Genomic DNA, 25236 nt, shown 5'->3' on the forward strand with positions numbered 1-25236 from the left:
CGACGTCAAGGGATGCCCGAAGTCGCTCCCCAAGGCCTCGCGCTTGGTAGACGATGGACCGGAGCACCTGGGGAAGGGGGACCGCGATGGCCGAGACCGTGCCGGTTCGCTGTCCTGCCTGCCGCCGCGACCACCTGTACGCGCCGACGCTCTATCCCTGCGCGTGCGGTGCCCCGCTCGCCCCGCCGCTGCTGCGCGGCGCTCCCCCGGAACGGATCACCCACCGCACCTGGACGGACGACTGGGTGACGGTCCGCTGCCAGGAGTGCGGGCGCCAGGACCAGTGGCCGCAGCCGGAGCTCGGCTGCCCCTGCGGCACGGTGCTGCGTATCCCGGTCCGCCCGGTGAGCGCCCCGCTCCCGGCGTCACCGGCCGCCACGTCGGCCGCCCCACCCATGCGCCCGGCGCCCATCCGGTTCCCCCGTACGGTCACCGCGCCGCGCCCCACCTTCCGCCCGCTCACCATCCGCACGGCGCGCGACGCGGTGACCGCGGCGGCGCTCTATCTGAAGTGGCTGGGATTCCGCGATGTCGTCCAGCCGGAGGTCAGGCCCTCGTCCGGGATAGATCTGCGCGGTCCCGGCCTGGTCGCCCAGGTCGACCCGTCCACCCACCCCGCCACTCTGCGCGATGTCGAATGCCTCTGGCTGAACGGACTGAGCATCTCGGCCGCGAGCGTCTTCTTCTCTCTCGCGGGGTACGCGGAGGACGCCAGGTCCCGCGCCGACCACCTCGGCATCCCGCTCTTCGTCATGGACCTCACGGGCAGCCCTCAGCCGGTCAACGGCCCGGCGGACGAATTGATCTCCACCGGCGCATAACGGCATGGAATGTCGGTCGCGCTGTACGGGGATCCGGCCCTGCTCCGGTTCGTACCGCACTTCGCCCGGAACGGCGGACTGCTCGGGCGCGGCAGCAACGATCCCGGCCTTTCCGTGCCCACAACCCGATGGGCGGCGGAGCGAGCTGCGGGGCCTGAAACCGCTGGGCCATACTCCCCGTATGCGTATCCGACCGGCCGCACTCGCCGAACTCCCCCTGCTCCAGGACATCGAGAGGGCTGCCGGAGAGCCCTTCCGCGGCCTCGGCATGGCGGCGATCGCCGACGACGAACCCCCGGCTCTCGATCTCCTGGACCGCTACCGGCGGCGGGGCCGCGCCTGGGTGTCGGCCGACGGATCGGGCCGCCCGCTCGCGTATCTGATCTCCGACGACGTCGACGGCGCGGCCCATATCGAGCAGGTGTCGGTCCATCCGGACGCCGCCCGTCGCAGACTGGGCAGCGCCCTGATCGACCACCTCGCGGCGTGCGCCGTCGCCGACGGGCTGACGGCGCTGACGCTGACGACGTTCACCAAGGTGCCGTGGAACGCGCCGTACTACACCCGCCTGGGCTTCCGCACGCTCGACGAGGACGAACTCACCGAAGGGCTGCGGGAGATCAGACGTGCGGAGGCCCGGCACGGCCTGGACCACTGGCCCCGGGTGTGCATGCGCCGGGAACTCGCCTAGCGCTCCTCAGGGCCGTACCGCCGGCGCAGCTCCACCTTTCTGACCTTGCCGCTCACCGTCATCGGGAAGTCCGCGAGGACCTCCAGCCTGCGCGGGATCTTGTAGTGCGCGAGCTGTTCGCGGCAGTACTCGGCGAGGTCCTCCAGCGTCGGCGGGTCCGCCGGATCGCGCGGGATCACACAGGCCAGGATCTCCTCGCCGTACTTCTCGTCGGGGACACCGACGACCTGAACGTCCGCGATCTTGGGGTGGCCGTACAGGAACTCCTCGATCTCGCGCGGATAGATATTCTCGCCGCCCCTGATGATCATGTCCTTGATCCGGCCGACGATCTGGAGACAGCCGTCCTCGCGCATCACCGCCAGGTCGCCGGTGTGCATCCAGCGGCCCGCGTCGACCGCCTCGGCGGTCTTCTCCGGCTCGTTCCAGTAGCCGAGCATCACGCTGTAGCCGCGGGTACACAGCTCGCCCGCCGCCCCCCGCGGCAGGGTCACGCCGCCGGCCGGGTCGACGACCTTGACCTCGACATGGGGCAGGACACGGCCGACGGTGCCGGTGCGGCGTTCCAGGTCGTCGTCGCGACGGGTCTGGGTGGAGACCGGGGAGGTCTCCGTCATGCCGTAGCAGATCGACACCTCCGCCATGTTCATCTCGGCGACGACCCGCTTCATCACCTCCACCGGGCAGGGCGAGCCCGCCATGATGCCGGTGCGCAGCGAGGAGAGGTCGTACGTCGCGAAGTCGGGAAGGTTCAGCTCGGCGATGAACATCGTCGGGACGCCGTAGAGCGAGGTACAGCGTTCCTCGGCGACCGCGCGGAGCGTGGCGGCCGGATCGAAGGACGGCGCCGGGATGACCATGCACGCGCCGTGCGAGGTGGCCGCGAGGTTGCCCATGACCATGCCGAAGCAGTGGTAGAAGGGCACGGGAATGCAGATCCGGTCCTGCTCGGTGTAGCCGACCGACTCCCCCACGAAGTAACCGTTGTTGAGGATGTTGTGGTGGGAGAGCGTGGCGCCCTTCGGGAAACCGGTGGTGCCGGAGGTGTACTGGATGTTGATCGGGTCGTCGCAGGACAACTCGGCATCCGGTGAGCCCGGTTGAGCGGCGGCGAGCAGTTCGTCCCACGACGGGTCGCCGATGTAGTGGACGGCACGCAGCTCGGGGCAGTCGGCCCGCACCTGGTCCACCAGCACCCGGTAGTCGCTGGTCTTGTGGGCGAGCGAGGCGACCAGGACCGAGATCCCGGCCTGCTTCAGCACATACTCCAGCTCATGCGCCCGGTATGCCGGATTGATGTTCACCATGATCGCGCCGATGCGGGCGGTGGCGTACTGCACGAGCACCCACTCGGGGCAGTTGACCGCCCAGATCCCGACCCGGTCGCCCTTGCGCACACCGGTCCCGAGGAGGCCGCGCGCCAGCTCATCGACCGCCACGCCGAACTGCGCGTACGTCCAGCGCCGCCCGGACGGGACGTCGACGAGCGCCTCGCGGTCCGGGTGGGCGGCGACCGCGCGGTCCAGGTTGCGGCCGATGGTGTCGCCGAGCAGCGCCGTCGTGCCGGTGCCGTGCGCGTAGGAGAGCGTCATCGCAGGTCCCCCTCGTCGTACTCGGCGGCCGAGCCCTCGGCCGTACGCTCGCGCAGCTCGATCCGGCGGATCTTCCCGGACACCGTCTTCGGCAGCTCGGCGAACTCCAGACGGCGGATGCGCTTGTACGGGGCCAGGACGGCGCGCGAGTGCTCGAAGAGCAGCTTCGCCGTGTCCGGCCCCGGCTCCCAGCCCTCCGCCAGCACGATGAACGCCTTGGGCACGGCGAGCCGTACCGGGTCCGGGGCCGGTACGACAGCCGCCTCCGCCACCGCCTCGTGCTCCAGGAGCGCGCTCTCCAGCTCGAACGGCGAGATCTTGTAGTCGGAGGCCTTGAAGACGTCGTCGGAGCGCCCGATGTAGGTGATGTATCCGTCGGCGTCCCGCGCGCCGATGTCACCGGTGCGGTAGAAGCCGCCCGCCATCGCCTCGGCCGTACGCTCCGGGTCGCCGTGGTACCCGGTCATCAGACCGACCGGACCGCCGGACAGGTCGAGCGAGATCTCGCCCTCCGTCGCGCCCGGCCGGCCCGTCACCGTGTCGAGCAGCTCCACCTTGAAGCCGGGACAGGGTCGGCCCATCGAGCCGGCCTTGAGCAACTGGCCCGGAGAGTTGGCGACTTGGACGGCGGTCTCGGTCTGGCCGAAGCCGTCCCTGATCACCACGCCCCACTCCCGGCGGACCGTCTCGATGACCTCCGGGTTGAGTGGTTCGCCCGCCGCGACGACCTCGCGCGGCGGCGTGCGCAGCCCGCTCAGATCGGACTGGATCAGCATCCGCCAGACGGTCGGCGGGGCGCAGAAGCTGGTGACGCCCGCCCGGTCCATCTCGGACATCAGCCGGCCGGCGTCGAAGCGTGTGTAGTTGAGGATGAAGACGGTCGCCTCGGCGTTCCAGGGCGCGAAGAGGTTCGACCAGGCGTGCTTGGCCCAGCCGGGCGAGGAGATATTGAGGTGGACGTCGCCGGGCTTGAGGCCGATCCAGTACATGGTCGACAGGTGGCCGACGGGGTACGAGACATGGGTGTGCTCGACCAGTTTGGGGCTGGCCGTGGTGCCCGAGGTGAAGTAGAGCATCAGCGGGTCGTCCGCATGCGTGACGCCGTCGGGCTCGAAGTCGCCGCGGCCCGGCACGGAGAACGCCTGGTGGAAGTCGAGCCAGCCCGGCACACCGGCCGCGCCCCGGTCCGCCACCGCGATCCGGGTGTAGTCCCCCGGCACCTCGGCGAACTTGGCCGTGTCCGCCTCGCGCACGACGACATGCCGTGCGCGTCCACGTTCGATCCGGTCCCGCAGGTCCACCGGGCCGAGCAGCGGGGTCGCGGGAATGACGACCGCCCGCAGCTTCATCGCGGCCAGCGCGGTCATCCACAGTTCCTGCTGGTTGCCGAGCATCACGAGGATCCGGTCGCCGGCCTCTACGCCCTGCGCCCGCAGCCAGTTGGCGACCTGGTCGGAGCGCACGGACATCTCGCCGAACGAGATCTTGACCTCGCTGCCGTCCTCCTCGACGATGTGCAGCGCGGTCCTGCCGTTGCCGGTGGCGATCTCGTCGAACCAGTCGAGTGCCCAGTTGAAGCGCTCGAGCCGCGGCCAGGCGAAGCCTTCGTACGCCGTTGCGTAGTCATCCCTGTGCTGCAGCAGGAAATCCCGGGCGGCCCGGAACCTCTCCGTCGCGCTGCCAGACGTCATGTGTCCTCCTCATTGCGGGACCGGCTACCGACATCGTGTAATCAGTGACCCAGGTCTCACTACCCCCGTACGGGGGTGACCCCTCACAGAGAGAAGAGCAGGTGTCCGAGTCGGTCGATGCTGTGGAGATGCGAGCGGCGCTGCACCGGCTGCGCCGCTCGACCGGGCTGCCGGTCGCCTTCGGCGGACTGCTGCACGATGCCCGACAGCTGCGGATCGCCGAACTGAGCGGCACGGCGACGGGAGCGTTGCGCGGTCTTGCGATCAGCGCGGGCAACGGCCTCGGCGGGAAGTCCATCGCGCTGTCGCGGCCGTGCGCGGTGAGCGACTACCCCTCGGCTCGGCACATCAGCCATGAGTACGACGCGGCGGTGGCGACGGAGGGGCTGCGCTCGGTGCTGGCGGTGCCCGTCGTCGTGCGGCGCAAGGTGCGGGGTGTGCTGTACGGCGCGCTCCGTGAGCCGGTGGCGCTGGGCGAGCGGACCTTCGACGCGGCGGTGGCGGCGGCGCGCGATGTGGAGCAGGCCCTGGTCGTACGGGACGAGGTGCAGCGGCTGCTGGCCGCGGCCCGGGAGCCGGTGGCCGGCCCCGGGGCGTGGGAGGAGGTCCGCGAGGTCCACGGGGAGCTGCGCGCGCTGGCACCGCGGATCGGCGACCAGACACTGCGGGAGACGCTCCTGGCGGTCGGCCGCCGGCTGGCGGCCGCGGCGGGCGGCCCGCCGCGCGAGCAGACCGTCGCGCTGGCGCCGCGCGAGCTGGATGTGCTCGCCTGTGTCGCGGCGGGTTCGACGAACGCGGCAGCGGCGGAGCGTCTTGGCCTGAAGCCGGAGACGGTGAAGGGGTATCTGCGGGCCGCGATGCGGAAGCTGGGGGCGCACACCCGGCTCGAGGCGGTGGTGGCGGCGCGCCGCGCGGGCCTGCTGCCGTAGCTGGGGCCTGCCCCCGGACAACCAAGCCCCACCGCCGATCAAGGCGCGAACAACCAACCCTTACCGCCGATCAAGGCCCGGACAGGTCTACTCGCTGAAGGTCCCGAAGCGGATGTCGTGCGCGGTGGCCGAGGTCATGGTGGTGAGCATCCGCTCCCCCTCCTCGGCCAGCGCGTCGCACTGCGCTCGGGTCAGCTTCCCGAAGGCCTGCACGGTCAGGGTCGCGCGCTCCTTGGTCTCGGCCAGCCGCCAGATGCCGGCCAGGTAGCCGTCGACGAGGAAGGTGCAGTGGGCCATGTTGCCCTTCCAGGTGCGCGCCTTGTACTCCTCGGCCACCACCCGGCTGCGGTCGGCGTGCGAGAGCAGCAGATTGTCGAACTCGGGGAGGAAGCGGGGCGGCGCGGGGGTGTCGGCGTCGGGGCGGGGCGCGTCGGGGAGGTCGAAGAGCTCGACGCCCTTCTCGTCCTGGAAGACGGCCAGCTGCGGCCGGAGCCGCTCGAAGACCTCCCGCATCCGGGTCAGTCCGGACCACATCTGCATGTCCTTGACCGATGCGGGCCCGAAGGCGGCGAGATAGCGGATCACGGTGCCGTCGGGCGCGGGCACCGGCTCGGTCGCCCTGCCGAACCAGTGCTCGGCAGTGGTCAACGTGACCTGGCCGCTTCTGCCCCACAGCCCACGTGGGGTGACCTGCACCAGCGGCAGTACACAGCGGGCGGCGACGGAGAGTGCGAACGGATCGGCGTCCGGCCACTCCTTCAGCAGAGCCTCGCGCAGCTCCTTCATGGTCCGCGGCTGCTCCTCGACCAGCTCGCGGGCGAGGGCGCCGAGCCGGGCCAGGTCGACCCCGGCCAGACCCTTGCGGAACTGCGTGAGCTCCCGGTCGCGCGCCGCCTGGACCAGCGGCCGCAGCGTGAGGCAGTCGTCGGCGGAGTGCGTGTGAATGGTGGAGCGCATGGTGACCAGGCGGGCGACGTCGCGGGAAGCCATCAGCGCGGAGAGCTCCTCGGGGTCGAAGCCGTCCAGGCGGGCGGCGAGCGCGTAGTACGGGGGCTTCACGTTCTGCGCCTGGAGGCCGACGAGGTGCTCGACGGCGCCCTTGACGGACATCGCGGACTTGGGGGCGCGACGCAGCAGGAGCTGACGGTCCAGGGTGGCGCGGTTCAGCGCGCGGTTGCCGAGTACGGGGTTCGTCGTCTTCGAGGCCATGCGCCACACGCTACCCAGGCTTGCGGACAACTTCTGTCCGCAATGGTGGTACGCCTGGGCCGCCACCCCGTCATGCCAGGGCAATTCGGCCCGGATATCCTGCTCCGAGGCCATACCGGCGCAAGCCGCAGACGTTCGAGGTGGGAGGTGAGACCGCGATGCCACGCTCCTCGAAGAGGCACCAATGGCGCCGCCGCCCACTGCCGCCCGCGAGCCCGCCCCCACAAGCACCCGCAGCCGCCGAGCCGCCCGCCCCCTCCCCCGTACACAAGGACCAGGGCAGCGTCGTCCAGGCCGCGCTCTACCGCGACGGACGCCGCGTCTCGACGCCGGACTCGCTCGCCGAGACCTTCCGTCAGCTGCGTGAGTACCCGGACGGCATGGCATGGATCGGGCTGCACCGCCCGTCCGAGGCCGAACTCCTCTCGCTGGCCGCGGAGTTCGACCTCCATGAACTCGCCGTCGAGGACGCTCTTGAGGCCCACCAGCGCCCGAAGCTGGAGCGGTACGGCGACACCTTGTTCGTGGTGCTGCGCGCCGCCCGCTATCTCGACGCCCAGGAGGAGGTCGACTTCGGCGAGCTGCATGCCTTCGTCGGCAAGGACTTCCTGATCACGGTCCGCCACGGAGCAGCCCCGGACCTGTCTGCCGTACGCAACCGGATGGAGAAGACTCCCGAACTTCTCGCGCTCGGCCCGGAGGCGGTGCTGTACGCGATCCTCGACGCGGTCGTCGACGGCTACGCCCCGGTCGTCGCGGGCGTGCAGAACGACATCGACGAGATCGAGACCGAGGTGTTCGGCGGCGACCCGGCGGTGTCCCGCCGTATCTACGAACTCTCCCGCGAAATGGTCGAGTTCCAGCGCGCCACCCGCCCCCTGGTCGGCATGCTCCACGGCCTGATGGCGGGCTTCGCCAAGTACGGCACGGACGAGGAGCTCCAGCGCTATCTGCGCGACGTCGCCGACCATGTCACGCACACCAGCGAGCGCGTGGACGGCTTCCGCCAGGCGCTGGCGGACATCCTCACGGTCAACGCGACGCTGGTGACGCAGCAGCAGAACGCGGAGATGCGGGCGCTGGCGGAGGCCGGCTTCGAGCAGAACGAGGAGATCAAGAAGATCTCGTCCTGGGCCGCCATCCTCTTTGCTCCCACACTCGTGGGAACGATTTACGGCATGAACTTCGAGACGATGCCGGAGCTGAAGTGGGCGGCGGGGTATCCGTTCGCGATCCTGCTGATGGCCGTCGTGTGTGTGAGCCTGTACTTCATCTTCAAGCGCCGCGACTGGCTTTAGGCCGCCACCCCCAGCCCTCACCAACGCCATTGAATCTGCGATCGCGCACACCTTGCCATAGCACTCTGCGCCCACTGGGGAGTGGCTGGGGAGAATCAGCGCGCCGTGATCTCTTCTACCTTCCGACCAGGAGGTCGGTGAGGAGGTCGCCGTGGTTGGGGTCGAGCCAGACGGACACCGAGTCGCTTGGAAGGCACGATCTCCGACCGCACCCGCAAAGCCATCACCTCGATCCGCTCCACTCTCGCGGTCTACCAGCACCCGGTGCACCGGGCACCGGCCCCCTCTCGCCCGCAGCGGCATCACCACCCCAAAGGCGGGCGGTCCGAGCGACATCCCCACCCGCTGGTCCTGTCGCACTGGCGTCTGCCACACCTTCTGGGTCGCCCGATTGATGGGCTCCGTGGCATTACTGGGAGCGGGGGCCGGCGCGATTGTCCGGCTGTCCCCGGGCGGGCTGGGCGAGGCCGGCGCAACTGAGGTCACGAAAGGGGCTTCGGTATCCGCGTACCGGTCGGCGACCGAAGCGGTGGCGGACGCACCGGCGTGGATGGGCTCGCTTCTTGAGGTGGCCACCGAGGGCACCCTGGTGATCCTTGGGCTCTTGCTGGTCTGGCTGTGCTGGGCAGCAGTCCGCCGCAAGGACGCGGCCGGCGCCGCAGGAGCCATCGTGATCGGTGTCGGCACCATTGCCGCCTACGCGATCAGCGAGGCGCTGAAGCTGGTTGTGGACGAGGAGCGGCCCTGCCGAACGTTGCGAGGGGTCGAGGCGGCCGGATCAAGCACCCGCCGGAAGCCGGCCGCCCCGGACCCGGCCGCGCTCTCGTCTTCGGTCGTGGTCTTGTTCACGGACGTGACGGTACGGAAGACGTGGGCCATCCGGCACTGCCGAAAGTTCAATCCGTAGTGGCATCGAGCGGGCAGCTCACGACCAGGCCACGACGGACCCCAGTAGGCCGGAGCAGGCGGGCACCACCCGGGTCGTGCCCGGGTGGGCACTCCCCAGGTCCTTGGGACCTGGGGAGTGCCCACCCAGTTCATACGACGCTGCGGTCGGACCTTCCGCTACGGGTGCAGCACGACCTTCGTGTAGCCCTCGATCCGCTTGTCGAACTTGTCGTACGCCGACGGCGCCTGGTCCAGGGGCAGTTCATGCGAGACGACGAAGCTCGGCTTCGCCCTGCCCTCGATGATCATGTCGCGCAGGTACCGGTTGTAGCGCTTCACGTTGCACTGCCCCGTACCCATCCGCAGACCCTTCTCGAAGAGCTTGCCGATCGAGACGAGGAGCATGCCGTGCTTGGCCTGCTCGTCAGGGCCTCCGGGGTCGGCCGGGACGTAGAGGCCGGGCACGCCGAGCGCTCCCGTGGCCCGGACCGTGCCGACGAGCGAGTTCAGGACGGTCGCCGGCTCCTCGCGGTCAGCGCCGTGCGCCATCGCCTGATAGCCGACGGCGTCCACGCCCTTGTCCGTGCCGACGCCCTCGGTCTGCTCCTTGATCTGCTCCACGGCATCGCCCTCGGCGAAGTTGATCGGAACCGCGCCGATCTCCCGAGCCTTCTCCAGCCGCTCGGGAACGCGGTCCACGACGAACACCTTCCTCGCGCCGCGCAGCAGGGCCGAGTAGGCGGCCATGAGCCCTACCGGCCCGCCGCCGTACACGGCGACGCTCTCACCCGGGCGGACCTGGGCGAGTTCACAGCCGTGGTAGCCGGTGGGGAAGATGTCGGCGAGCAGCATGAAGTCGGACTCGTGCTCGTTTCCCGGCGGCAGCTTCAGACAGTTGAAATCGGCGTAGGGAACGCGCAGGTATTCCGCCTGGCCGCCCGGCCAGGGCCCCATGGCGACATAGCCGTAAGCGCCGCCCGCGAAGCCGGGATTGACGGTCTGACAGAATCCGGTGAACCCCTCGACGCAATTGGTACAGAACCCGCAGGCGACATTGAAGGGCATGACGACGCGGTCGCCGTTCTTGAGCGAGGTGACGCCCTGGCCGGTTTCCTCGATGATTCCCATGTTCTCGTGGCCGAAGACTATGCCGGGCTCGGCGGCAGTACGGCCTTCATACATGTGCAGGTCGGAGCCGCAGATCGCGGTGGAGGTGATCCGTACGATCACATCGTTCGGGTGCTGGATCTTTGGCTTTTCAACGTCTTCGACCGCCACGGAGAACGGTCCCTTGTACACGACGGCTTTCATGACTGGCACCTCCGCTCGGCAATGCACGTAAAATCCTGCCCCCCCGCCCGCTATATTCGCGTGACCTATCTCTCATGATTCTCCGACCTGCGCCAAGAGACAACCCGCTAGTCTCGGGAGGAATATCAGGCCTGGTGTCGCACCGGGAAAAGGAGGGCGAGGAAATGGCAGCACAACGGCTCGGGACCCTGCTCGTCCCAGTACCCGGACTGTCCGGCACCACGTACCCGCCCGGAACGACGGTGGCGGTACGCGGTCGCGGCGCGACTGTCGATGCCTTCGTCAACGGCGACTGGCTTCCACTGTCGTGGTGGGAGTTCTCCGACGGCCTCCGCGAGGACATCGCCGACCGCTGACCCCGGTGCCCGAACGGTGATCCGCCCGGACGCCCAGGGCCTCTCTTTTTCACGATCATGCCCATGGCGCTCGTTCCCCGGCCCCCCGTGACTGGCACGCCCTGTTCCGGTCGAGGCCGCGCAGGCGTGCACCTCGGTCACGACGGTCAGCAACCGCCCGTGGCCGCTGGGGCGCCGATGCCGATCTGCAGGGTGGCCTGCGCGGCACAGCAGCCCCCGCCAGAGCTCTCGCCGGCTTCGGGCTTGTCGAAGAGTCCGGCGCCACCGCAGACTCCGGTCTCGGGCAGGGTGAGTTCGACACGCTCAGCGGCCTCCCGGTCGCCGGCGAGGGCCGCGGCGATGGAGCGGATCTGCTCGTATCCGGTCATGGCCAGGAACGTCGGCGCGCGGCCGTAGGACTTCATACCGACCAGATAGACACCCTTCTCCGGGTGGGACAGCTCGTTCACGCCGTGCGGGTAGACCGTGCCGCAGGAGTGCACGTTGGGGTCGATCAGCGGCGCCAGCGAGGTCGGAGCCTGGAGACGCTCATCCAGGCCGAGGCGGACCTCGGAGAGGAACGACAGGTCGGGGCGGAAGCCGGTCAGCACGATGACCTCGTCGACCTGCTCGGTGCGGCGGCCATCGTCCGCCACCAGCACCAGACGCCCGTCGCCGGCACGCTCGACGACTTCCGTGCGGAAGCCGGTGACCGCGCTCGCGCGCCCGGCCTCGACCGCAGCCTTCGCGGCGAGCCCCAGGGCGCCGCGAGCGGGGAGCTGGTCCGCTTCGCCGCCGCCGTAGGTATGGGCACCGATTCCCCGGCGCAGGATCCACATCGCGTGCGTACCGGGTTCACCCTTCGCAAGATCGGCGAGGGCGGCAAGGGCGGTGAATGCGGAGGCGCCGGAGCCGACGACAGCGGTGCGCTTGCCGGCGAAACGGGCGCGTACGGCCGCGTCGCGGAGGTCAGGGACGCGGTAGGAGATCCGGTCGGCAGCCGCGCGCTCGCCGATGGCGGGCAGGCCGTCGGCGCCGATCGGGCCGGGGGTCGTCCACGTGCCGGAGGCGTCGAGTACCGCGCGGGCGGTGATTCGCTCCTCCCGGCCGTCCGCCGTGGTCAGGTGCACCGTGAACGGCTGCTCGTCGCGCCCGGAGTCGACGATGCGGTCACGGCCGGCCCTGGCGACGCCGGTGACGGTCGCGCCGTAGCGGACCGTGTCGCCGAGGGCGTCAGCCAGCGGCTGGAGGTACCGCTCCGCCCAGTCACCGCCGGTCGGGTACGTCGCGCCGTCCGGGCGCACCCACCCGGTGGGAGCGAGCAGCTTCTCGGCGGCCGGGTCGACGACCTCGCCCCAGGGGGAGAAGAGCCGCACGTGAGACCACTCCCGCACGGCGTTGCCCGCGGCCGGTCCGGCTTCCAGGACCAGCGGTTCGAGGCCGCGCTCGATCAGGTGGGCAGCGGCGGCCAGGCCTACAGGGCCGGCCCCGATCACGACGACGGGCAGCTCGGTGATGGCGGGCGCAGTCACGACGGCTCTCCTTTGTTTCGACGTATGTCGATGTCCAATGGGGTCAGCATGAGCTCTGTATCGACATGTGTCAACATAGACATTTGTCGAACTCGCAGGAACAATGGACACATGCCGACTACGAAGACGCTGCCGCTCCTGGAGCCGGAGTCCGTGGCGCCGTGCTGCCCGCCACTGACCGAGCGTCCACTGACAGCCGAAGAGGCCGTGCGCACCGCCGCGATGTTCAAGGCTCTCGGCGACCCCGTGCGGCTCCGGCTCTTCTCGCTCGTCGCCTCGCACGCGGGCGGGGAGGCCTGCGTGTGCGACATCTCCGACGTCGGCGTGTCCCAGCCGACCGTCTCCCACCATCTGAAGAAGCTCAAAGAGGCCGGACTTCTGACCTCCGAGCGACGCGGGACCTGGGTGTACTACCGGGTGGCCCCTGAGGTGCTGGCCGCCATGGCCGGCCTGCTGTCCGCCAGTCGTTGATCATGCCCCGCCGACGTGTACCCGGCGGTCAGTCCTCGCCGCCGAGGGATCGCCGACCACGATCACGCGCTGCCCGACGAGGTCATGCGGGGAGGGGCGGTCCACGGTGTGCAGCTGTACGCCGCGGAATTCCCCGGGTTCCCAACGCCCCGATGCTCTCGAGACCGGCGCCCACACCACCGAGCTGCCGGCTCCCTCCCGGGCAACTGAACACCCCCAGCCCGCCCACCTGTTGAACCGTCTCGCAAAGGGAAGACCTGATGCCCTCCAGCCCCGCCGCGTCCGTGCTGTTCGTCTGCGTCCACAACGCCGGACGCTCGCAGATGGCCGCCGGATTCCTCTCCCACCTCGCCGGTGACCGTGTCGAGGTCCGCTCGGCCGGGTCGCTGCCCGCCCAGCAGGTCAACCCGGCCGCGGTCGAGGCGATGAAGGAGGTCGGCGTCGATATCTCCGCGCGGCAGCCGAAAGTGCTGACCACCGAGGCCGTGAAGGCGTCCGACTACGTCATCACCATGGGCTGCGGCGACGCCTGCCCGATCTTCCCCGGCAAGAAGTACCTGGACTGGGCGCTGGAGGACCCGGCCGGCAAGGGTGTCGAGTCCGTACGCCCCATCCGCGACGAGATCAAGAACCGCATCGAGGCCCTGATCGCGGAGATCGACGCCACGCAGGAGGCGTGAGGGGCGGTGACGGCTCTGGACGACATGCGCGAGGGTCGGACTGAGTCTGCTGGTGATCGGCGCGCGCCGCGCCAGTCGCCGCAGCACCCTCGCGCGCCGCGGACCCACCCGGTCACGGCGTGAAAGGGCCCTTCCGGCCAGGAGCGTGTTGACCTGATCCAGGAACGGGATACCGCCCGGGGCGAGACGGCCGAGGTACAGAGGGACGATCGCCCTGCCGTCACGGGGCAACGTCGCCGTGGGACGCACTGGTTCGGTCACCGGTCCGCCCCGCGGTGAGCAGTTGCGCAGCCGGAACTGCCCGTGCCGGGCGGGTGTCACGGCGAGCCGGTCGACACTGCTGCGGCTGATCCCGCGTCCTGACCGAGCCGGCGACACCACACGCCCATGATGCTCAGCCGAACGGCACGCGGCGCTGTGCGACTGCCCGGGAGGTGCAGTTGCGCGATTCGCGAGAGGGCAAGCACGGCTACTGCCCCAGAGGCGAGGGAGATGACCAGGCCGGCCACAGTCCAGTCGGGGACGATGACATGAACGGCCCGCAGCGCCAGGGGGAAACCCGGGAAGTATGCCTCACGATTGTCCGGACGTGCGGTGGCCTTGGCCTCCAGGCCGGGGAAACAGCCGTCCTCGGCAATGTTCAGGAAGTGCGTCCAATCCCACTGCTCCCAGCGTGACATCGCGGGCGCAGAAACAGGACGCTGTCCGGGCTTCCCGGAATTGCGCGCTTCCGGGTCCGCGCCGTGTTTCCGCCACTCAAAGGCCAGGTCCGGACCGGCTCGGCAGGCCCGTGGGGAGTTCCTTGCTTAAGCTGACCGGGTGGCACCGGATCGGCTCAACGGCACATGAGGTTGATGTCCGCGATGCTGCCGAGCCGTACCCGGGGGGGTCGCGCGGCCGTAAGTCTCCGGCCCGGGCCGGAAGGGGCTCACCATGGACGACTACCCGCTGATCGAGAACCACGGCCTGATCGGTGATCTGCAGACCGCGGCGCTGGTGACCACCGACGGGACGATCGACTGGTTCTGCTGTCCGCGCTTCGACTCGCCAAGCGTGTTCGGCGCTCTGCTGGACCGAGAAAAGGGTGGGCATTTCACGGTCGCCCCGGCAACCAAGACCTACGCGACAAAGCAGTTGTACCTTCCCGACACCGCGATTCTCGTGACCCGGTTCATGACCGAGTCGGGCGCCGGCGAGGTGGTCGACTTCATGCCGGTGACCGGGCAGACGGCCACCCCTCGGCACCGTCTGGTCCGCATGCTCCGATGCGTGCGCGGCAGCATGACCTTCGAGATCGACATCGCCCCCCGATTCGACTACGGCCGCAAGCCGCACAAGCTGCACATCACCGACCATGGAGCGGTGTTCACCGCGGAGGATCTGGAACTGACCGTCCACGCGGTCCGCGAACCGGAGGACGAGCGGCTGCTGAACTCCCTCACGGGCGAACAGGATCTGCACTTCTCGGTGACCCTGCACGCCGGTCAGCAGCGGGGCCTGGTCATGGAGTCGTCCGCCGGCGGACCGCCGCGCGAGATCCGCCTCACCGAGTTCCAGCAGCTCTTCGACGACACCATCCAGTACTGGCGGTCCTGGCTCGGCCAGTCCCGGTACTCGGGCCGGTGGCGGGAGGCGGTGGAGCGCTCCGCCGTGACGCTGAAGCTGATGACGTACGCACCCAGCGGCGCCCTGGTGGCGGCCCCGACGGCGGGGCTGCCGGAGCAACTGGGCGGCGAGCGCAACTGGGACTACCGGTTCACCTGGATCCGCGACGCCTCGTTCTCCGTGTACGCCCTGCTGGGACTGGGGTTCAAGGAGGAGGCGACCGCGTTCATCGGCTGGCTGCGCGACCGGGTGAAGGAGAAGGCCGGCAGTGACGGTGACACAGGACCGCTGAACATCATGTACCGGGTCGACGGCTCCTCCGACCTCGTCGAAGAGGTCCTGGAGCACTGGGAGGGGTACCAGCGCTCCGCCCCGGTGCGTATCGGCAACGGCGCCGCCAACCAGCTGCAACTGGACATCTACGGCGAGGCGCTGGACAGCATCTTCTTCGCGCACCAGCACGGTATCCAGCTGGACCACGGGGGCTGGACCTCGCTGCACACGATCCTCGACTGGCTCACCGATCACTGGGACCAGGCCGGGGAGGGCCTGTGGGAGACCCGGGGCGGCCGCAAGGACTTCACCTACGGCCGGGTGATGTCCTGGGTCGCCTTCGACCGCGCGCTGCGGCTCGCGGCCGCCAGCGGCCGGCCGGCCGCGCTCGACCGCTGGAGCAGTGAGCGGAACAAGATCTACGAGCAGGTCCTGACGCGGGGCTGGGACCCGGAACGCAACGCCTTCGTCCAGCACTACGGCAGCGATGTGCTCGACTCCTCGCTGCTGCGGATGCCGACGGTGGGCTTCATCACCCCCGACGACCCGATGTGGAAGTCCACGCTGGACGCGATGGACCGGGAGCTGGTCACCGACAGCCTGGTCTACCGGTACAACCCCGAAGCCTCGCCCGACGGGCTGCGCGGCTCCGAAGGGACATTCTCCCTGTGCACGTTCATGTACGTCGACGCACTGGCGCGGGCCGGGCGGACCGATCAGGCCAGACTCGTCCTGGAGAAGATGCTGACGTACGCCAACCATCTGGGCCTGTACTCCGAGGAGATCGACCTGACGGGTCGACAACTGGGGAACTTCCCACAGGCGTTCACCCATCTGGCACTCATCGACGCGGCCATCACCCTGGACGCGACCTTGAACCGGGCGCGGGAGACCGGGACTTCGATCCCGCTCGGTACGGCGGACCGTGCTCCCCTCTCGGCGGTGCCGATCGGGGACCGGCCGAGCGCCGGCGGCTGACGGTCGATACCCGGCGCGGAAGGATGATGCGGGAGGCGAGGGTGAAGGCCATGAGCTCTCTGGCCGGAAGCAGTTGGGCCGGGGCATCCGCCAGCAGATGGACCGTGTGTGCCTACGTGCCTTTGCTGCTCGGGATGGCAGAGGGAGATCGGGGAACCTCAGCCGCCGGTGGCGAAGCCGGGGAAGAGGGTCATCCCGCCGTCCACATAGAGGGTGGTTCCCACCACGTAGTCCATGAGGTCGGAGGCAAGGCCGACGACGGCATGGGCGATGTCCTGGGGTTCGCCGATGCGCTTGTACGGGATGAGCCGCAGCAGATCCTCCTGGGCCTCCGGCGTCTCCCAGGCGCTGCGGTTGATCGGCGTCTTGATGGCTCCAGGGGCGACCGCGTTCACACGGATCTTCTGCGGTGCGAGTTCCTGGGCCAGTGTCTCCATCATCATCTGTACGCCGCCCTTGGAGGAGGCGTAGTTGACGTGCCCCGCCCACGGGATGAGCTGGTGCACCGAGCTCATGCAGATGATCTTCCCTGCCGCGCTCGACACCTCCGGGACGACCCCGCGCCGCAGGAACTCCTTCGTCGCCTCCCGGGCGCACAGGAACTGACCCGTCAGGTTGACGTCCAGCACCTTCTGCCACTGGGCGAGGGTCATCTCCGTGAACGGGGCGTCGCGCTGCAGACCGGCGTTGGCGACCAGGATGTCGATCGTCCCGAACTCCTGGACCATCCGGTCCATCATGCCGACGACCTGGTCCTCCTGGGACACGTCCGCCTCGTACGCCGCAGCGCGCACCCCGAACGAGGTGATCTCCTTGACCACTTGCTCGGCGGCCGCACGGTCGGCCACATAGTTCACGACCACGTCGGCGCCGGCCCGGCCAAGACCGATGGCCGTCGCCATGCCGATTCCGGAGTTGGCGCCCGTGACCAGTGCCTTCTGCCCCTTCAGCAGATGCGTCGGGATCACGCCCTGGGGTACACCCGCGGTGGAATTCACGATTGCCTGCCTCCTGGCTGCGTGGCCCCCGGTCCGCCGGCCCGCGGCCCGGTCGAGTCCCGGCGTCAGAGAATCACCGGTGTCGGGACGCGGCACCTCCGGCGAACTGACGTTGGGCTGCCCGGCGGAGCATCTTCGCCCGGTCGGACCAGTGGTCGCCCGGCGGTCAGCTCAGCCGTTCCATGAGGTGGTCGCCCACCCGCAGGGCGTTGGCGATGGCCGTCAGGGACGGGTTGACCGCGCCGATGCTCGGGAAGAAGCTCGTGTCGACCACGTAGAGATTGTCCAGGTCGTGGGCCTTGCAGTTGACGTCCAGGGCGGAGGCGGCCGGGTCGTCGCCGAACCGGACGGTGCCGGCCTGGTGCGCGGTTGCGCCGATCGGCATGCCCTTGTGCAGATAGATGCTGTGGGACAGCAACCGGTGCTCATGCATGCCCAAGTGGCCGAGCATGCCCTGGAGTTTGTGCTGCAGACGCTTCAGGCCTTCCACGTTGTTCTTCTCGTCGAGGGCCAGATGGATGCTGCCGTCGCCGTCCAGGGTGACGCGGTTGTCGGACAGCGGAAGGTCCTCGCCGCACAGCCAGAAATCGACGGCGTGATGGGCCAGCACCTCGAAGGGCATGTCGGGCGAGACCGCGCCGGCCCAGCGTGGGGCCTCGCCGTGGATCTGTTCGGCGTCCGACTTGCCGAGCATCTGGATTCCGCCCAGCGGGTAGTCCCAGTCGTCCGCGCCCAGATACCAGTCGTTCATGGCGAGGGTCTTCTGGAACTGGGTGTCGTTGGGTTCCTTCGACACGGCCATCAGGGCCAGGTTGTTGTGCCGCATGTAGAAACGGCCGACCACGTCGGAGCTGTTGGCCAGCCCGCGGGGGTGCCGGTCGTTGGCCGAAGCCAGCAGCAGAGCGGCGGAGTTGACCGCCCCGCAGGCGACGACCACGATGTCCGCCGCGTACCGGTCCTCCGACCCGTCCGCGTTCCGGGTGACGACCGTGCTGACGCTGCGTCCGGCCGGGTCGGTCTCCAGCCGGACCACTCGGGCATTGGTGATCATATCGACGTTGGGGTGCTGCAGGGCGGGTTCCACGCAGATCACCTGGGCGTCGGACTTGCCGCGCACCAGACACGGGAATCCGTCGACCCGGTTGCAGCGGATGCAGACGCTGGAGTGGGTCGCCCGCCCGTTGCCGTCCTGGGTCAGGTTGACCCCGATGGGCAGATGGAAGGGGTGCAGGCCCCGCTTCTCCAGGTCGTCGCTCAACTGCTGGATGCGTGGCTCGTGTTCGACGGGCGGGTACCCGTACTGCGCGCTCGCCGGCCCTTCGCCGGGGTCCTCGCCGTGCCGCCCGTGTACGAGATAGAGGTGTTCGGCCTGGGTGTAGTACGGCTCCAGATCCTCGTAGCGGATCGGCCAGGCGGGCGAGACGCCGTCGTGGTGGCGGAGTTCGCCGAAGTCCTCGGGCCGCAGCCGGAAGAGGGCGGCGCCGTAGAACTTGGTGTTTCCTCCGACGTAGTAGTTGACCTCGGGCGGGAACTCGTTGCCGTGCTTGTCGAACCAGAATTCCGGGGCCCGGTACTTGCCCTTGACGAACACGGCGGTGGAGTCCCAGTTGTCCCGCTCACGCGGGAGATAGTCACCGCGTTCGAGGATGAGCACCCGTTTGCCGGAGGGGGCGAGCCGGTGGGCGAGCGTACCGCCGCCGGCGCCGCTGCCGATGATGATGACGTCATAGTGCGGGGAGTCGCCCAAGGCGACCACCGTCCTTGCTCTCGCGGCCCTGCCCTCTCGCCGGGACCTGTCACGTCGCGCTGCGGAGACAAAGGAACCATTCCGCCTTTTCGAACGTAACCGCCCTTTCGGTTCGCGGCGACCGGGGAGCGCCGTGCGGACGCGTTCACAGAACGGCGATCGGATTCACCGGAGAGCCGGTTGCCGCCGGCAGCCGCAGCGGCGCGACCACACACAGGAAACTCCAGCGGCCCGCCCGTTCGCACGCCGGAGCCAGCTCCTCGAACTGCAGGTAGTCCATGAGATGCACTCCCATGGCGTGCATGGCCAGCACATGCACGGGAAAGGCGATCTCCGCCACCGAGCTGGGGGCGGTGTCGTTGTTGCCGTCCCCGCCCAGCACCGCGACCTGCCGCTCGGCCAGGAACCGCATCGCCGTCGGATGGAGGCCGCACCGGGCCTGCGCCGCGTCCCAGGCCCCGAGCTCCCGGCGCCGGCCCCGGTGCCCCACCCGGACGAGCAGCAGATCCCCCGGCCCGACCCGGACCCCTTGGGCGGCCTCGGCTGCGGTGAGGTCGTCGGCCGTCACATGGTCGCCGGGTTCCAGCCAGGGCACGCCGCGCACTCGCGGGATGTCCAGCAGCACGCCGCGGCCGACGATGCCGTCCCGTACCACGTCGAGGGAGAGCGAACCGGCGCCGTCCTGTGTCACAGTGCTCGCCGGCACCCCGTTGTAGAGCTCGCCGTCGAGCAGCACATGGCAGAGCGCGTCGAGATGGCTGTCCGCGTCCCCGTGCACGTTCATCGCGAACCGGTCGAGGGCGAAGTGCAGCCCGTCCGCGCAGATGTCACCGGGCGCGGGTCCGGTCATCCGGTGGTCCGCGGGCTCGGGATTGTCCGGGCCGGCCCGGGTCTCGATGGGCGCGGCGAGGGACACCGAGTGCCCGGACCTGACCTCGGCGGCGGCTGCGAGCACCCGCTCGGGCGTCAGGTGGTTGAGTGCTCCGCGCCGGTCGTCGGGACTGCGCCGGGCCTCGTCGCGCAGGTGCTCGTACAGCTGCCGGAAGGCGTCCGCGGTCATGGGCTGCGGGGCTGAGGGTTCCGTGTACGGGGCCATGGGGATGCTGCCTCCCGCCGACGATTCGGGCGTCCGGCGTCTCATTGTCGGGCGGCCGGTCCGGGCCCGCGACAGCGGCGCCGGCCTCAACCGGTGGTCTCCCAGGGGCCGAGGCCCCACCGGAGCACATGGCTGGCGCCCGGCTCCAGGGTGGTCAGATCCGTACCGCTGCGGAAAGCGTCCGCCGGACAGGACATGGCTTCCACGGCGAGACCGCGGCGCCGCCGCCCGGGTTCGGGCAGGGTGTCACCTGTGTACACCTGGACGTACCGGGTGCCTTCGTCGAGCCGTACGTCGATACCGCGCAGCCCCGAGGGGTGCGCCAGCCGCACCACGGCCCGGCCGGAGGGGTCCCGGTCGAGTCCGGTGAACGCGGTGTCGAGCTGCTGCTCGCCGATGGGCCGGGCGACGCGGAAGTCGTACGCCGTGCCTTCGACCGGTTCCCGGCCGACCGGCAGGCTCTGCTCGTCGGTGCGCAGCCGGTAGCGGGCGGGTACGGTCAGCAGCGCCGTGTCCACCAGGTCCGTGCCCACGGTCAGATAAGGGTGCTGGCCCACGCCATAAGGTGCCGCGGTGTCCCCCACGTTGGTCGCGGTGACGGCGACCTCGAGCCCCTGCGGCCCCAGCCGGTACTCGGCGACGACCTCCAGCAGGAAGGCATAGCCCGGCTGTGGGAAGAGCGTGGTGCCGACCCTGACTCCGTCGTCGCTGCGGGCGAGCAGCTCCCACGGGGTCCAGCGGAGGAGTCCGTGGATCGCGTTGTGCTTCTCCGGCTCGGTCAGCGGGAGTTGCAGATCCTGGCCATTGAAGTGGTAGCGCCCGCCGCCCACCCGGTTGGGCCAGGGAACGAGAAGTTGCCCTCGGCCGCCGGTGATCCGTGCGTCGGCGGTGAATCCGTCCAGCAGCGGACGGCCGTCCACCTCGTAGTGGCGCAGGGCGGCGCCCAGCTGGACCACGACGGCCGTCTGCTCGGCGTGGCGCAGCTGCCACTGTTCTCCCGTCGCGTGTTGTCTTGTCGCGCGTTCGTCTGTCCGGTGTTCGTCTGTCGCGCTGGGGGGCATGCGCAGCTCCTCACTCGGTACGGTGCCTGGGGTCGGCGCGCCGGTCCGCGGGGGAAGCGGTGCGGTGTCCGCGCGCAGCAGGGATATGACGGCCTCGACGATGCCTTCGGGCCGCTGGTCGATCTCCACCACCAAGGGGTGTTCGTCGGGCTCCGGCTCCTGGAGATCCGCGAACTGACTGTCCAGCAGTCCGGCCTGGAAGAAGTGGCCGTGCCGGGCGACCAGTCGGGAGCGGATGAGCTGCCGCGAACCGTGCAGGTACACCAGGCGCACGGGCCGTCCGCCGAGCAGTTGGTCCCGGTAGGCGCGCTTGAGCGCGGAGCACGTGACCACGGCCGGTTGCCGCGCGGCAATCTCCTGGTCCATCCAGGCGGCGATGGCGTTCAGCCACGGTCGCCTCTCCTTGTCGGTCAGCGGTTGACCGGCCGCCATCCTGGCGCGGTTGGCCGGGGAGTGGAAATCGTCCGCGTCCCGGTAGGGCCAGCCGAGCCGGTCGGCGAGCAGCCGCGCCACCGTGGACTTGCCGGATCCCGCCACGCCGACGACTAGCACCAAGGCATCGGGCACCCCGGCGGGCGCGTCACCCGCCGGATCCGGGAGCGCCCCGGTCATCAGCCCTCCAAGGACGGGGAGCCGCGCACGGCGCCCGGATGACGAATCCGGCGACAACGATCACGACGCCTCCCATCACGGCCCATGGTGTCCGCTTCATGTCCCGGCGGCTGTTCGGCGGCTGCGCGCGGCCATCCTCAGGCGGGGTCGGCCACGCGGACGGCCGGAGATGCGGCGGGCTTGACCACCGGCGGAACAGCGCCGCCGGGAGGCAGCAGCTCGGTGGTCACGAAGGCCACGACGGCCGCCAGGATCACCACGGGGATCATGTCGGTCTTGCCGAGCAGCAGGACGACGAGCACCACGCTGCTGACCGGCAGCCGCAGGGCACTGGTCGCCGCGGCCGCCATGCCCGCGGCCATTCCCGGTACGACCCCCAGCCCCGGAAGGGGCGCGAGCAGCACACCCACCGCGCCGCCCAGGAACAGGGCGGGGAAGATGGGTCCGCCCCGCAGGCTGCCCAGACAGAGCGCGTAGGCCGCGCCCTTACAGAGCAGTACGGCGATCAGGGCACCGACCCCCCAGGCGTGCGGATCGGCGGCCAGCCCGGTCAGCGTGCCCTGACCGGACGAGGCCACGTCCGCAGGTGACAGGCCGGTGGTGAGCGCATACACGGACGCGCAGACTCCGGCGGCCAGCGCGCAGACGGCGGTGTGGACGACCGGGCGCATCGAGACGAACACGGCGGCCAGCCGGCCGCCGGCCAGGATCAGATGTACGAGGACACCGATCGCGACAGCCATCAGCACCGACCAGAACACGTCACCGGTATCGATACGGGGAACCGTGTCACCCAGCTTCAGGGACAGGCCGCCGGTCTCGAGGCCGGTCCAGCGGCCGAAGCCGGTGAACACGAGCGAACCCACCCCGCTGGACAGCAGCACCGGCAGCATGACCGCGAACAGCTGCGGTCCGCCGACCCCCGCCATCTCCATGAGCAGCACCGCGGCCATCAGCGGGTTGCCGAAGATCGTCGCGACGGCCGCGGCGGCCCCCGCCGCGCCCAGGAGCGCCTTGTTCTGCGGGGTGGCCGGCGCCCGGGCGAGGTTCCCGAAGAGCAGCGCCAGGCCCCCGCCGAGGGCGACCAGCGGGGATTCGGGACCCAGGGCGGCGCCGAGCGGGAGGCTGGCCGCGGCCGCGAGGATCACTCCGGGCAGCGCCGCGGCCGAGGAGCCCCCCGCATGCAGTCCGGAGGCGGGGATGTGGCCGCCGGCGCCGGGCAGATGTGTGACCAGCAGGCCGACGAGGATGCCGGCGACCAGCAGCAGGGGCAGCGGCCACCACCACGGCGGGGCGTCCCAGCCCAGAGCCTGCGGCACATCGGTCCACATCAGATGCTCCAACTGGTGGAGCCCGACGAGGAACCAGAACGCGGCGAGCGATACCGGAATACCGATGAGGGCGCTGAACGCGAGCGTTTTCAGGTATGTCGGGGTGCGCAGCATGTCGCGCAGCCGGTCCGCCTCCTCCGGCTGCGTTCCACCGCCGGACGCGGCTGGTCGCGGACTCGGCTCCGTCATGGGGTCGTCCTTTCCCGGTCCCCAACTCCGGTGTCAGCCAAGGATCTTGCGCTTCTCAGCCGCGAATTCCTCTTCGGTCAGAACCCCTTGGGCCTTCAGGTCGCCCAGTTGCTTGAGCTGATCGATCTTGTTGCTCATGTCGTCGCCGGGTGGAGCGGGCGGCGTTGGGGCCGGAGCGGGTGCCGCGGCCTGCGGCTGCTGCTGCTGGTCGTCCTGCTGTGCCCATCGGCCCGCCTGACGCCGCGACACTCGGTTGGACACCGCGGTCGCGGTTCCGGCGACGACGGCGGTGCGGGCGACGCCACGAATAAGTCCGGGCATGTTCACTCATCTCCCACGGTGGGTGCGGGCGGACCGCCGCAGGGGCGGTCCATGGGCCCGTTGCCTTCAGTCGGCGGCGGGGCCGCCGGGGGCCGTCGCCTCGGCCTCGTCCAGGGAGGCCAGCAGGGCCTGGACGGGAATTCGGCCGCCCGTCACCAATTGCGCACCGCTGCGCCGCATGGCTCGGGCGAAGGGTGCCGCCCAGAGGTTCTCGTACACCAGGACTCCGGCGGAGTTGCCCGGCTCCAGCGCGGTCGCGGCCTCGTCGAGATCGTCCTGGCCCAGCAGCCCGGACGAGGCGCCCTCGAAGACCGTCAGGTCGAGCCCGTCCCCGAGATTCGTCAGTTCAAGTGCGGTAACCGAGCCGTCGCTGTCCTTGCGGATGAAGCGGAGGTCGAGGATACGGATGATGCCGCGATCGACCAGATCGACGAGCAGGGGGAAGCCCTCGCCCGTCATGCGGTTGCCGGGGAACTCGACGACCAGGTAGTCGACGGGGCCCATCTCTTCGATGTCGTCGCCCATGGCCACTCCTCACGAGCGCGTCGGGTACGGGCCTCGACCACCGCTCATGTCCGGCGGCGCTCGCCGCGACAGACAGCGACGGAGCGGCCCTTTCAGGCCATTGCAACACCCGGCGGAAGGCTTCGCACTTCCTGAGACCTGGCGCCTGCCGCGTCAACTGGTCAGCTGGTAGATGCTCTTCCCGGTGAGCCACAGGCCGAGAAACAGACAGATGACCACGATCGCCGGCTCCTGGCGGCGTTCCAGCCACGTGCGCAGTTTCATCAGCCGCACCTGGGCCGCCTCCGGTGCGAACACCACATACAGCTCGGCGGCCAGCAGACTCGAGGTGGCGAGGATGCAGAAGCCGAACAGCGCCAGATACGACGAGAAGTGCGACAGGTCGGCCTCGATGACCGTGGTCGCCCCCGCGGCGACGATGCCCCAGGGCTGCAGGAACACGGCAAGCCCCGCAGCCGCCCAGGCCGAGCTCCGGTCCATCCGGGAGGTCATGGAAGGGGACGACGGGGAACGGGAAGACGTGCGAGGCGGCTTGCGAAAAGGCCTGCGAGGCGTGCGGGGCGACGTGCGGGCGGATCCGGGGACCGGCTCATGAGCCGCTCCGAGCCGCCGTCGCCGGTGTTCGCCGTAGAGCACCAGCGATAGGCCGATGGCCAGTTTGGCCGCGAGCGCCGCTGTGGACGGCGGAGATCTGGGCGGCGGGGGCTGTCCGCCGGTCAGCGCGAGGACCAGAGCGATCACTGCGACGAGACAGGCCAGCCAGGCCAGGATGAAGGCCAGCCCCTTCCACACGCCCCTGGCGGACGACACCACCAGGACGAAAGCCATGATCGGCAGTGGGTCGAGCGTGATGGCCAGCGCGATGAGGAGCAGGTCGATGACCATGGCGACCCAATCGTGTGGCGACATCACGAGAATATGCAGAGGACCGGGAAACGACACCTTTTGGTCACGGCGCCACCGGCTTGCCGGAGATGCCGCCGCGCGCTGTGTCCCCCACCCTGGACGCAGGAAAGGAGCAGCTCCATGACGACTTCCGGACGGGTGCCGTC

Annotated in this window: 23 protein-coding genes and 1 pseudogene; 10 read left to right on the plus strand and 14 right to left on the minus strand. The window is 69.9% G+C overall.

The window, feature by feature from the left end; genetic code table 11:
- Positions 1 to 86 precede the first annotated feature (86 nt).
- Both AB0D12_RS04745 and AB0D12_RS04750 read left to right on the plus strand, forming a co-directional pair.
- Complete coding sequence (locus tag AB0D12_RS04745) at positions 87 to 821, plus strand: hypothetical protein (protein ID WP_362677073.1); 735 nt, start codon at positions 87 to 89, stop codon at positions 819 to 821.
- A gap of 181 nt (positions 822 to 1002) precedes the next feature.
- The gene (locus AB0D12_RS04750; protein ID WP_362677075.1) at positions 1003 to 1512 is read left to right on the plus strand and encodes a GNAT family N-acetyltransferase; all 510 of its coding nucleotides are present in this window, start codon (positions 1003 to 1005) and stop codon (positions 1510 to 1512) included.
- Here the strand turns inward: AB0D12_RS04750 and AB0D12_RS04755 are convergent.
- Together AB0D12_RS04755 and AB0D12_RS04760 are read right to left on the minus strand one after the other, a co-directional pair.
- The gene (locus AB0D12_RS04755; RefSeq protein ID WP_362677077.1) at positions 1509 to 3104 is read right to left on the minus strand and encodes an AMP-binding protein; all 1596 of its coding nucleotides are present in this window, start codon (positions 3102 to 3104) and stop codon (positions 1509 to 1511) included. The genes AB0D12_RS04750 and AB0D12_RS04755 overlap by 4 nt on opposite strands.
- Positions 3101 to 4795: an AMP-binding protein gene (locus AB0D12_RS04760; RefSeq protein ID WP_362677079.1), complete on the minus strand. Its 1695-nt coding sequence runs from the start codon at positions 4793 to 4795 to the stop codon at positions 3101 to 3103. Before AB0D12_RS04760 ends, AB0D12_RS04755 begins: the two co-directional genes overlap by 4 nt.
- A gap of 101 nt (positions 4796 to 4896) precedes the next feature.
- Here AB0D12_RS04760 and AB0D12_RS04765 point away from each other — a divergent pair, with 101 nt between their 5' ends.
- A complete protein-coding gene (locus tag AB0D12_RS04765) occupies positions 4897 to 5724 on the plus strand; it encodes a helix-turn-helix transcriptional regulator (protein WP_362677081.1) in 828 nt (275 codons plus the stop codon).
- Between the two features lie 87 nt (positions 5725 to 5811).
- On the opposite strand, the gene AB0D12_RS04770 is transcribed toward AB0D12_RS04765, so the two are convergent.
- Positions 5812 to 6933 carry a winged helix DNA-binding domain-containing protein gene (locus tag AB0D12_RS04770; RefSeq protein ID WP_362677083.1) on the minus strand — a complete coding sequence of 374 codons (1122 nt, stop codon included), beginning with the start codon at positions 6931 to 6933 and terminating at the stop codon, positions 5812 to 5814.
- A gap of 158 nt (positions 6934 to 7091) precedes the next feature.
- Here AB0D12_RS04770 and AB0D12_RS04775 point away from each other — a divergent pair, with 158 nt between their 5' ends.
- The 3 genes and pseudogenes from AB0D12_RS04775 (at position 7092) to AB0D12_RS04785 (ending at position 9138) form a co-directional block, all read left to right on the plus strand.
- Complete coding sequence (locus AB0D12_RS04775; protein WP_362677085.1) at positions 7092 to 8231, plus strand: magnesium and cobalt transport protein CorA; 1140 nt, start codon at positions 7092 to 7094, stop codon at positions 8229 to 8231.
- Between the two features lie 186 nt (positions 8232 to 8417).
- Positions 8418 to 8489: pseudogene (locus tag AB0D12_RS04780) on the plus strand (tat (twin-arginine translocation) pathway signal sequence domain-containing protein); the annotation flags it as partial.
- Positions 8490 to 8634: 145 nt separating this feature from the next.
- A complete protein-coding gene (locus tag AB0D12_RS04785) occupies positions 8635 to 9138 on the plus strand; it encodes a hypothetical protein (RefSeq protein ID WP_362677290.1) in 504 nt (167 codons plus the stop codon).
- A 158-nt stretch (positions 9139 to 9296) separates the two neighbouring features.
- Here AB0D12_RS04785 and AB0D12_RS04790 read toward each other — a convergent pair whose 3' ends face one another.
- Positions 9297 to 10430 (minus strand): glutathione-independent formaldehyde dehydrogenase, encoded by a 1134-nt coding sequence (locus AB0D12_RS04790; protein ID WP_362677087.1) that lies wholly within the window; start codon positions 10428 to 10430, stop codon positions 9297 to 9299.
- Positions 10431 to 10594: 164 nt separating this feature from the next.
- Here AB0D12_RS04790 and AB0D12_RS04795 point away from each other — a divergent pair, with 164 nt between their 5' ends.
- The gene (locus AB0D12_RS04795; RefSeq protein WP_327326814.1) at positions 10595 to 10786 is read left to right on the plus strand and encodes a hypothetical protein; all 192 of its coding nucleotides are present in this window, start codon (positions 10595 to 10597) and stop codon (positions 10784 to 10786) included.
- A gap of 146 nt (positions 10787 to 10932) precedes the next feature.
- Here AB0D12_RS04795 and AB0D12_RS04800 read toward each other — a convergent pair whose 3' ends face one another.
- Positions 10933 to 12297: an NAD(P)-binding domain-containing protein gene (locus AB0D12_RS04800; protein WP_362677090.1), complete on the minus strand. Its 1365-nt coding sequence runs from the start codon at positions 12295 to 12297 to the stop codon at positions 10933 to 10935.
- 111 nt (positions 12298 to 12408) lie between these two features.
- On the opposite strand from AB0D12_RS04800, the gene AB0D12_RS04805 reads away from it, so the two are divergent.
- Both AB0D12_RS04805 and AB0D12_RS04810 read left to right on the plus strand, forming a co-directional pair.
- Entirely contained in the window at positions 12409 to 12768 is a 360-nt protein-coding gene (locus AB0D12_RS04805) for a metalloregulator ArsR/SmtB family transcription factor (protein WP_362677092.1), read from the plus strand.
- A 260-nt stretch (positions 12769 to 13028) separates the two neighbouring features.
- The gene (locus AB0D12_RS04810; RefSeq protein WP_362677094.1) at positions 13029 to 13448 is read left to right on the plus strand and encodes an arsenate reductase ArsC; all 420 of its coding nucleotides are present in this window, start codon (positions 13029 to 13031) and stop codon (positions 13446 to 13448) included.
- A gap of 317 nt (positions 13449 to 13765) precedes the next feature.
- Here AB0D12_RS04810 and AB0D12_RS04815 read toward each other — a convergent pair whose 3' ends face one another.
- Positions 13766 to 14128: a hypothetical protein gene (locus AB0D12_RS04815; protein ID WP_362677096.1), complete on the minus strand. Its 363-nt coding sequence runs from the start codon at positions 14126 to 14128 to the stop codon at positions 13766 to 13768.
- 253 nt (positions 14129 to 14381) lie between these two features.
- On the opposite strand from AB0D12_RS04815, the gene AB0D12_RS04820 reads away from it, so the two are divergent.
- Complete coding sequence (locus AB0D12_RS04820; protein ID WP_362677098.1) at positions 14382 to 16304, plus strand: glycoside hydrolase family 15 protein; 1923 nt, start codon at positions 14382 to 14384, stop codon at positions 16302 to 16304.
- Between the two features lie 158 nt (positions 16305 to 16462).
- On the opposite strand, the gene AB0D12_RS04825 is transcribed toward AB0D12_RS04820, so the two are convergent.
- From AB0D12_RS04825 to AB0D12_RS04860, 8 genes are all read right to left on the minus strand, one after another.
- Positions 16463 to 17257, minus strand: coding sequence for an SDR family oxidoreductase (locus AB0D12_RS04825; RefSeq protein WP_362677282.1), 795 nt, complete (start codon positions 17255 to 17257; stop codon positions 16463 to 16465).
- Positions 17258 to 17468: 211 nt separating this feature from the next.
- Positions 17469 to 19049 (minus strand): GMC family oxidoreductase, encoded by a 1581-nt coding sequence (locus AB0D12_RS04830; protein ID WP_362677100.1) that lies wholly within the window; start codon positions 19047 to 19049, stop codon positions 17469 to 17471.
- A 145-nt stretch (positions 19050 to 19194) separates the two neighbouring features.
- The gene (locus AB0D12_RS04835) at positions 19195 to 20109 is read right to left on the minus strand and encodes a cyclase family protein (RefSeq protein ID WP_362677284.1); all 915 of its coding nucleotides are present in this window, start codon (positions 20107 to 20109) and stop codon (positions 19195 to 19197) included.
- Between the two features lie 122 nt (positions 20110 to 20231).
- Positions 20232 to 21818, minus strand: coding sequence for a gluconokinase, GntK/IdnK-type (locus AB0D12_RS04840; protein ID WP_362677102.1), 1587 nt, complete (start codon positions 21816 to 21818; stop codon positions 20232 to 20234).
- A gap of 137 nt (positions 21819 to 21955) precedes the next feature.
- Positions 21956 to 23338, minus strand: a complete 1383-nt coding sequence (locus AB0D12_RS04845; RefSeq protein WP_362677104.1) for a chloride channel protein — start codon at positions 23336 to 23338, stop codon at positions 21956 to 21958.
- Positions 23339 to 23371: 33 nt separating this feature from the next.
- Positions 23372 to 23659 (minus strand): SHOCT domain-containing protein, encoded by a 288-nt coding sequence (locus AB0D12_RS04850; protein ID WP_362677106.1) that lies wholly within the window; start codon positions 23657 to 23659, stop codon positions 23372 to 23374.
- A 66-nt stretch (positions 23660 to 23725) separates the two neighbouring features.
- Positions 23726 to 24184, minus strand: coding sequence for a DUF6325 family protein (locus tag AB0D12_RS04855; protein ID WP_362677108.1), 459 nt, complete (start codon positions 24182 to 24184; stop codon positions 23726 to 23728).
- A gap of 153 nt (positions 24185 to 24337) precedes the next feature.
- Positions 24338 to 25069 (minus strand): GAP family protein, encoded by a 732-nt coding sequence (locus tag AB0D12_RS04860; protein WP_362677286.1) that lies wholly within the window; start codon positions 25067 to 25069, stop codon positions 24338 to 24340.
- Positions 25070 to 25236 lie beyond the last annotated feature (167 nt).

Source organism: Streptomyces sp. NPDC048479, assembly GCF_040651435.1.
Lineage (GTDB): Bacteria > Actinomycetota > Actinomycetes > Streptomycetales > Streptomycetaceae > Streptomyces.

Excerpts from the sequence above, each read along its gene's own strand:
- AB0D12_RS04840 (WP_362677102.1), bottom strand. The coding sequence starts at position 21,818 with ATGACCGGGGCGCTCCCGGATCCGGCGGGTGACGCGCCCGCCGGGGTG.
- AB0D12_RS04845 (WP_362677104.1), bottom strand. The coding sequence starts at position 23,338 with ATGACGGAGCCGAGTCCGCGACCAGCCGCGTCCGGCGGTGGAACGCAG.
- AB0D12_RS04795 (WP_327326814.1), top strand. The coding sequence starts at position 10,595 with ATGGCAGCACAACGGCTCGGGACCCTGCTCGTCCCAGTACCCGGACTG.
- AB0D12_RS04850 (WP_362677106.1), bottom strand. The coding sequence starts at position 23,659 with ATGCCCGGACTTATTCGTGGCGTCGCCCGCACCGCCGTCGTCGCCGGA.
- AB0D12_RS04770 (WP_362677083.1), bottom strand. The coding sequence starts at position 6,933 with ATGGCCTCGAAGACGACGAACCCCGTACTCGGCAACCGCGCGCTGAAC.
- AB0D12_RS04820 (WP_362677098.1), top strand. The coding sequence starts at position 14,382 with ATGGACGACTACCCGCTGATCGAGAACCACGGCCTGATCGGTGATCTG.
- AB0D12_RS04805 (WP_362677092.1), top strand. The coding sequence starts at position 12,409 with ATGCCGACTACGAAGACGCTGCCGCTCCTGGAGCCGGAGTCCGTGGCG.
- AB0D12_RS04855 (WP_362677108.1), bottom strand. The coding sequence starts at position 24,184 with ATGGGCGACGACATCGAAGAGATGGGCCCCGTCGACTACCTGGTCGTC.
- AB0D12_RS04760 (WP_362677079.1), bottom strand. The coding sequence starts at position 4,795 with ATGACGTCTGGCAGCGCGACGGAGAGGTTCCGGGCCGCCCGGGATTTC.
- AB0D12_RS04775 (WP_362677085.1), top strand. The coding sequence starts at position 7,092 with ATGCCACGCTCCTCGAAGAGGCACCAATGGCGCCGCCGCCCACTGCCG.
- AB0D12_RS04835 (WP_362677284.1), bottom strand. The coding sequence starts at position 20,109 with ATGACCGCGGACGCCTTCCGGCAGCTGTACGAGCACCTGCGCGACGAG.
- AB0D12_RS04750 (WP_362677075.1), top strand. The coding sequence starts at position 1,003 with ATGCGTATCCGACCGGCCGCACTCGCCGAACTCCCCCTGCTCCAGGAC.
- AB0D12_RS04745 (WP_362677073.1), top strand. The coding sequence starts at position 87 with ATGGCCGAGACCGTGCCGGTTCGCTGTCCTGCCTGCCGCCGCGACCAC.
- AB0D12_RS04815 (WP_362677096.1), bottom strand. The coding sequence starts at position 14,128 with ATGTCACGCTGGGAGCAGTGGGATTGGACGCACTTCCTGAACATTGCC.
- AB0D12_RS04790 (WP_362677087.1), bottom strand. The coding sequence starts at position 10,430 with ATGAAAGCCGTCGTGTACAAGGGACCGTTCTCCGTGGCGGTCGAAGAC.
- AB0D12_RS04755 (WP_362677077.1), bottom strand. The coding sequence starts at position 3,104 with ATGACGCTCTCCTACGCGCACGGCACCGGCACGACGGCGCTGCTCGGC.
- AB0D12_RS04810 (WP_362677094.1), top strand. The coding sequence starts at position 13,029 with ATGCCCTCCAGCCCCGCCGCGTCCGTGCTGTTCGTCTGCGTCCACAAC.
- AB0D12_RS04860 (WP_362677286.1), bottom strand. The coding sequence starts at position 25,069 with ATGGTCATCGACCTGCTCCTCATCGCGCTGGCCATCACGCTCGACCCA.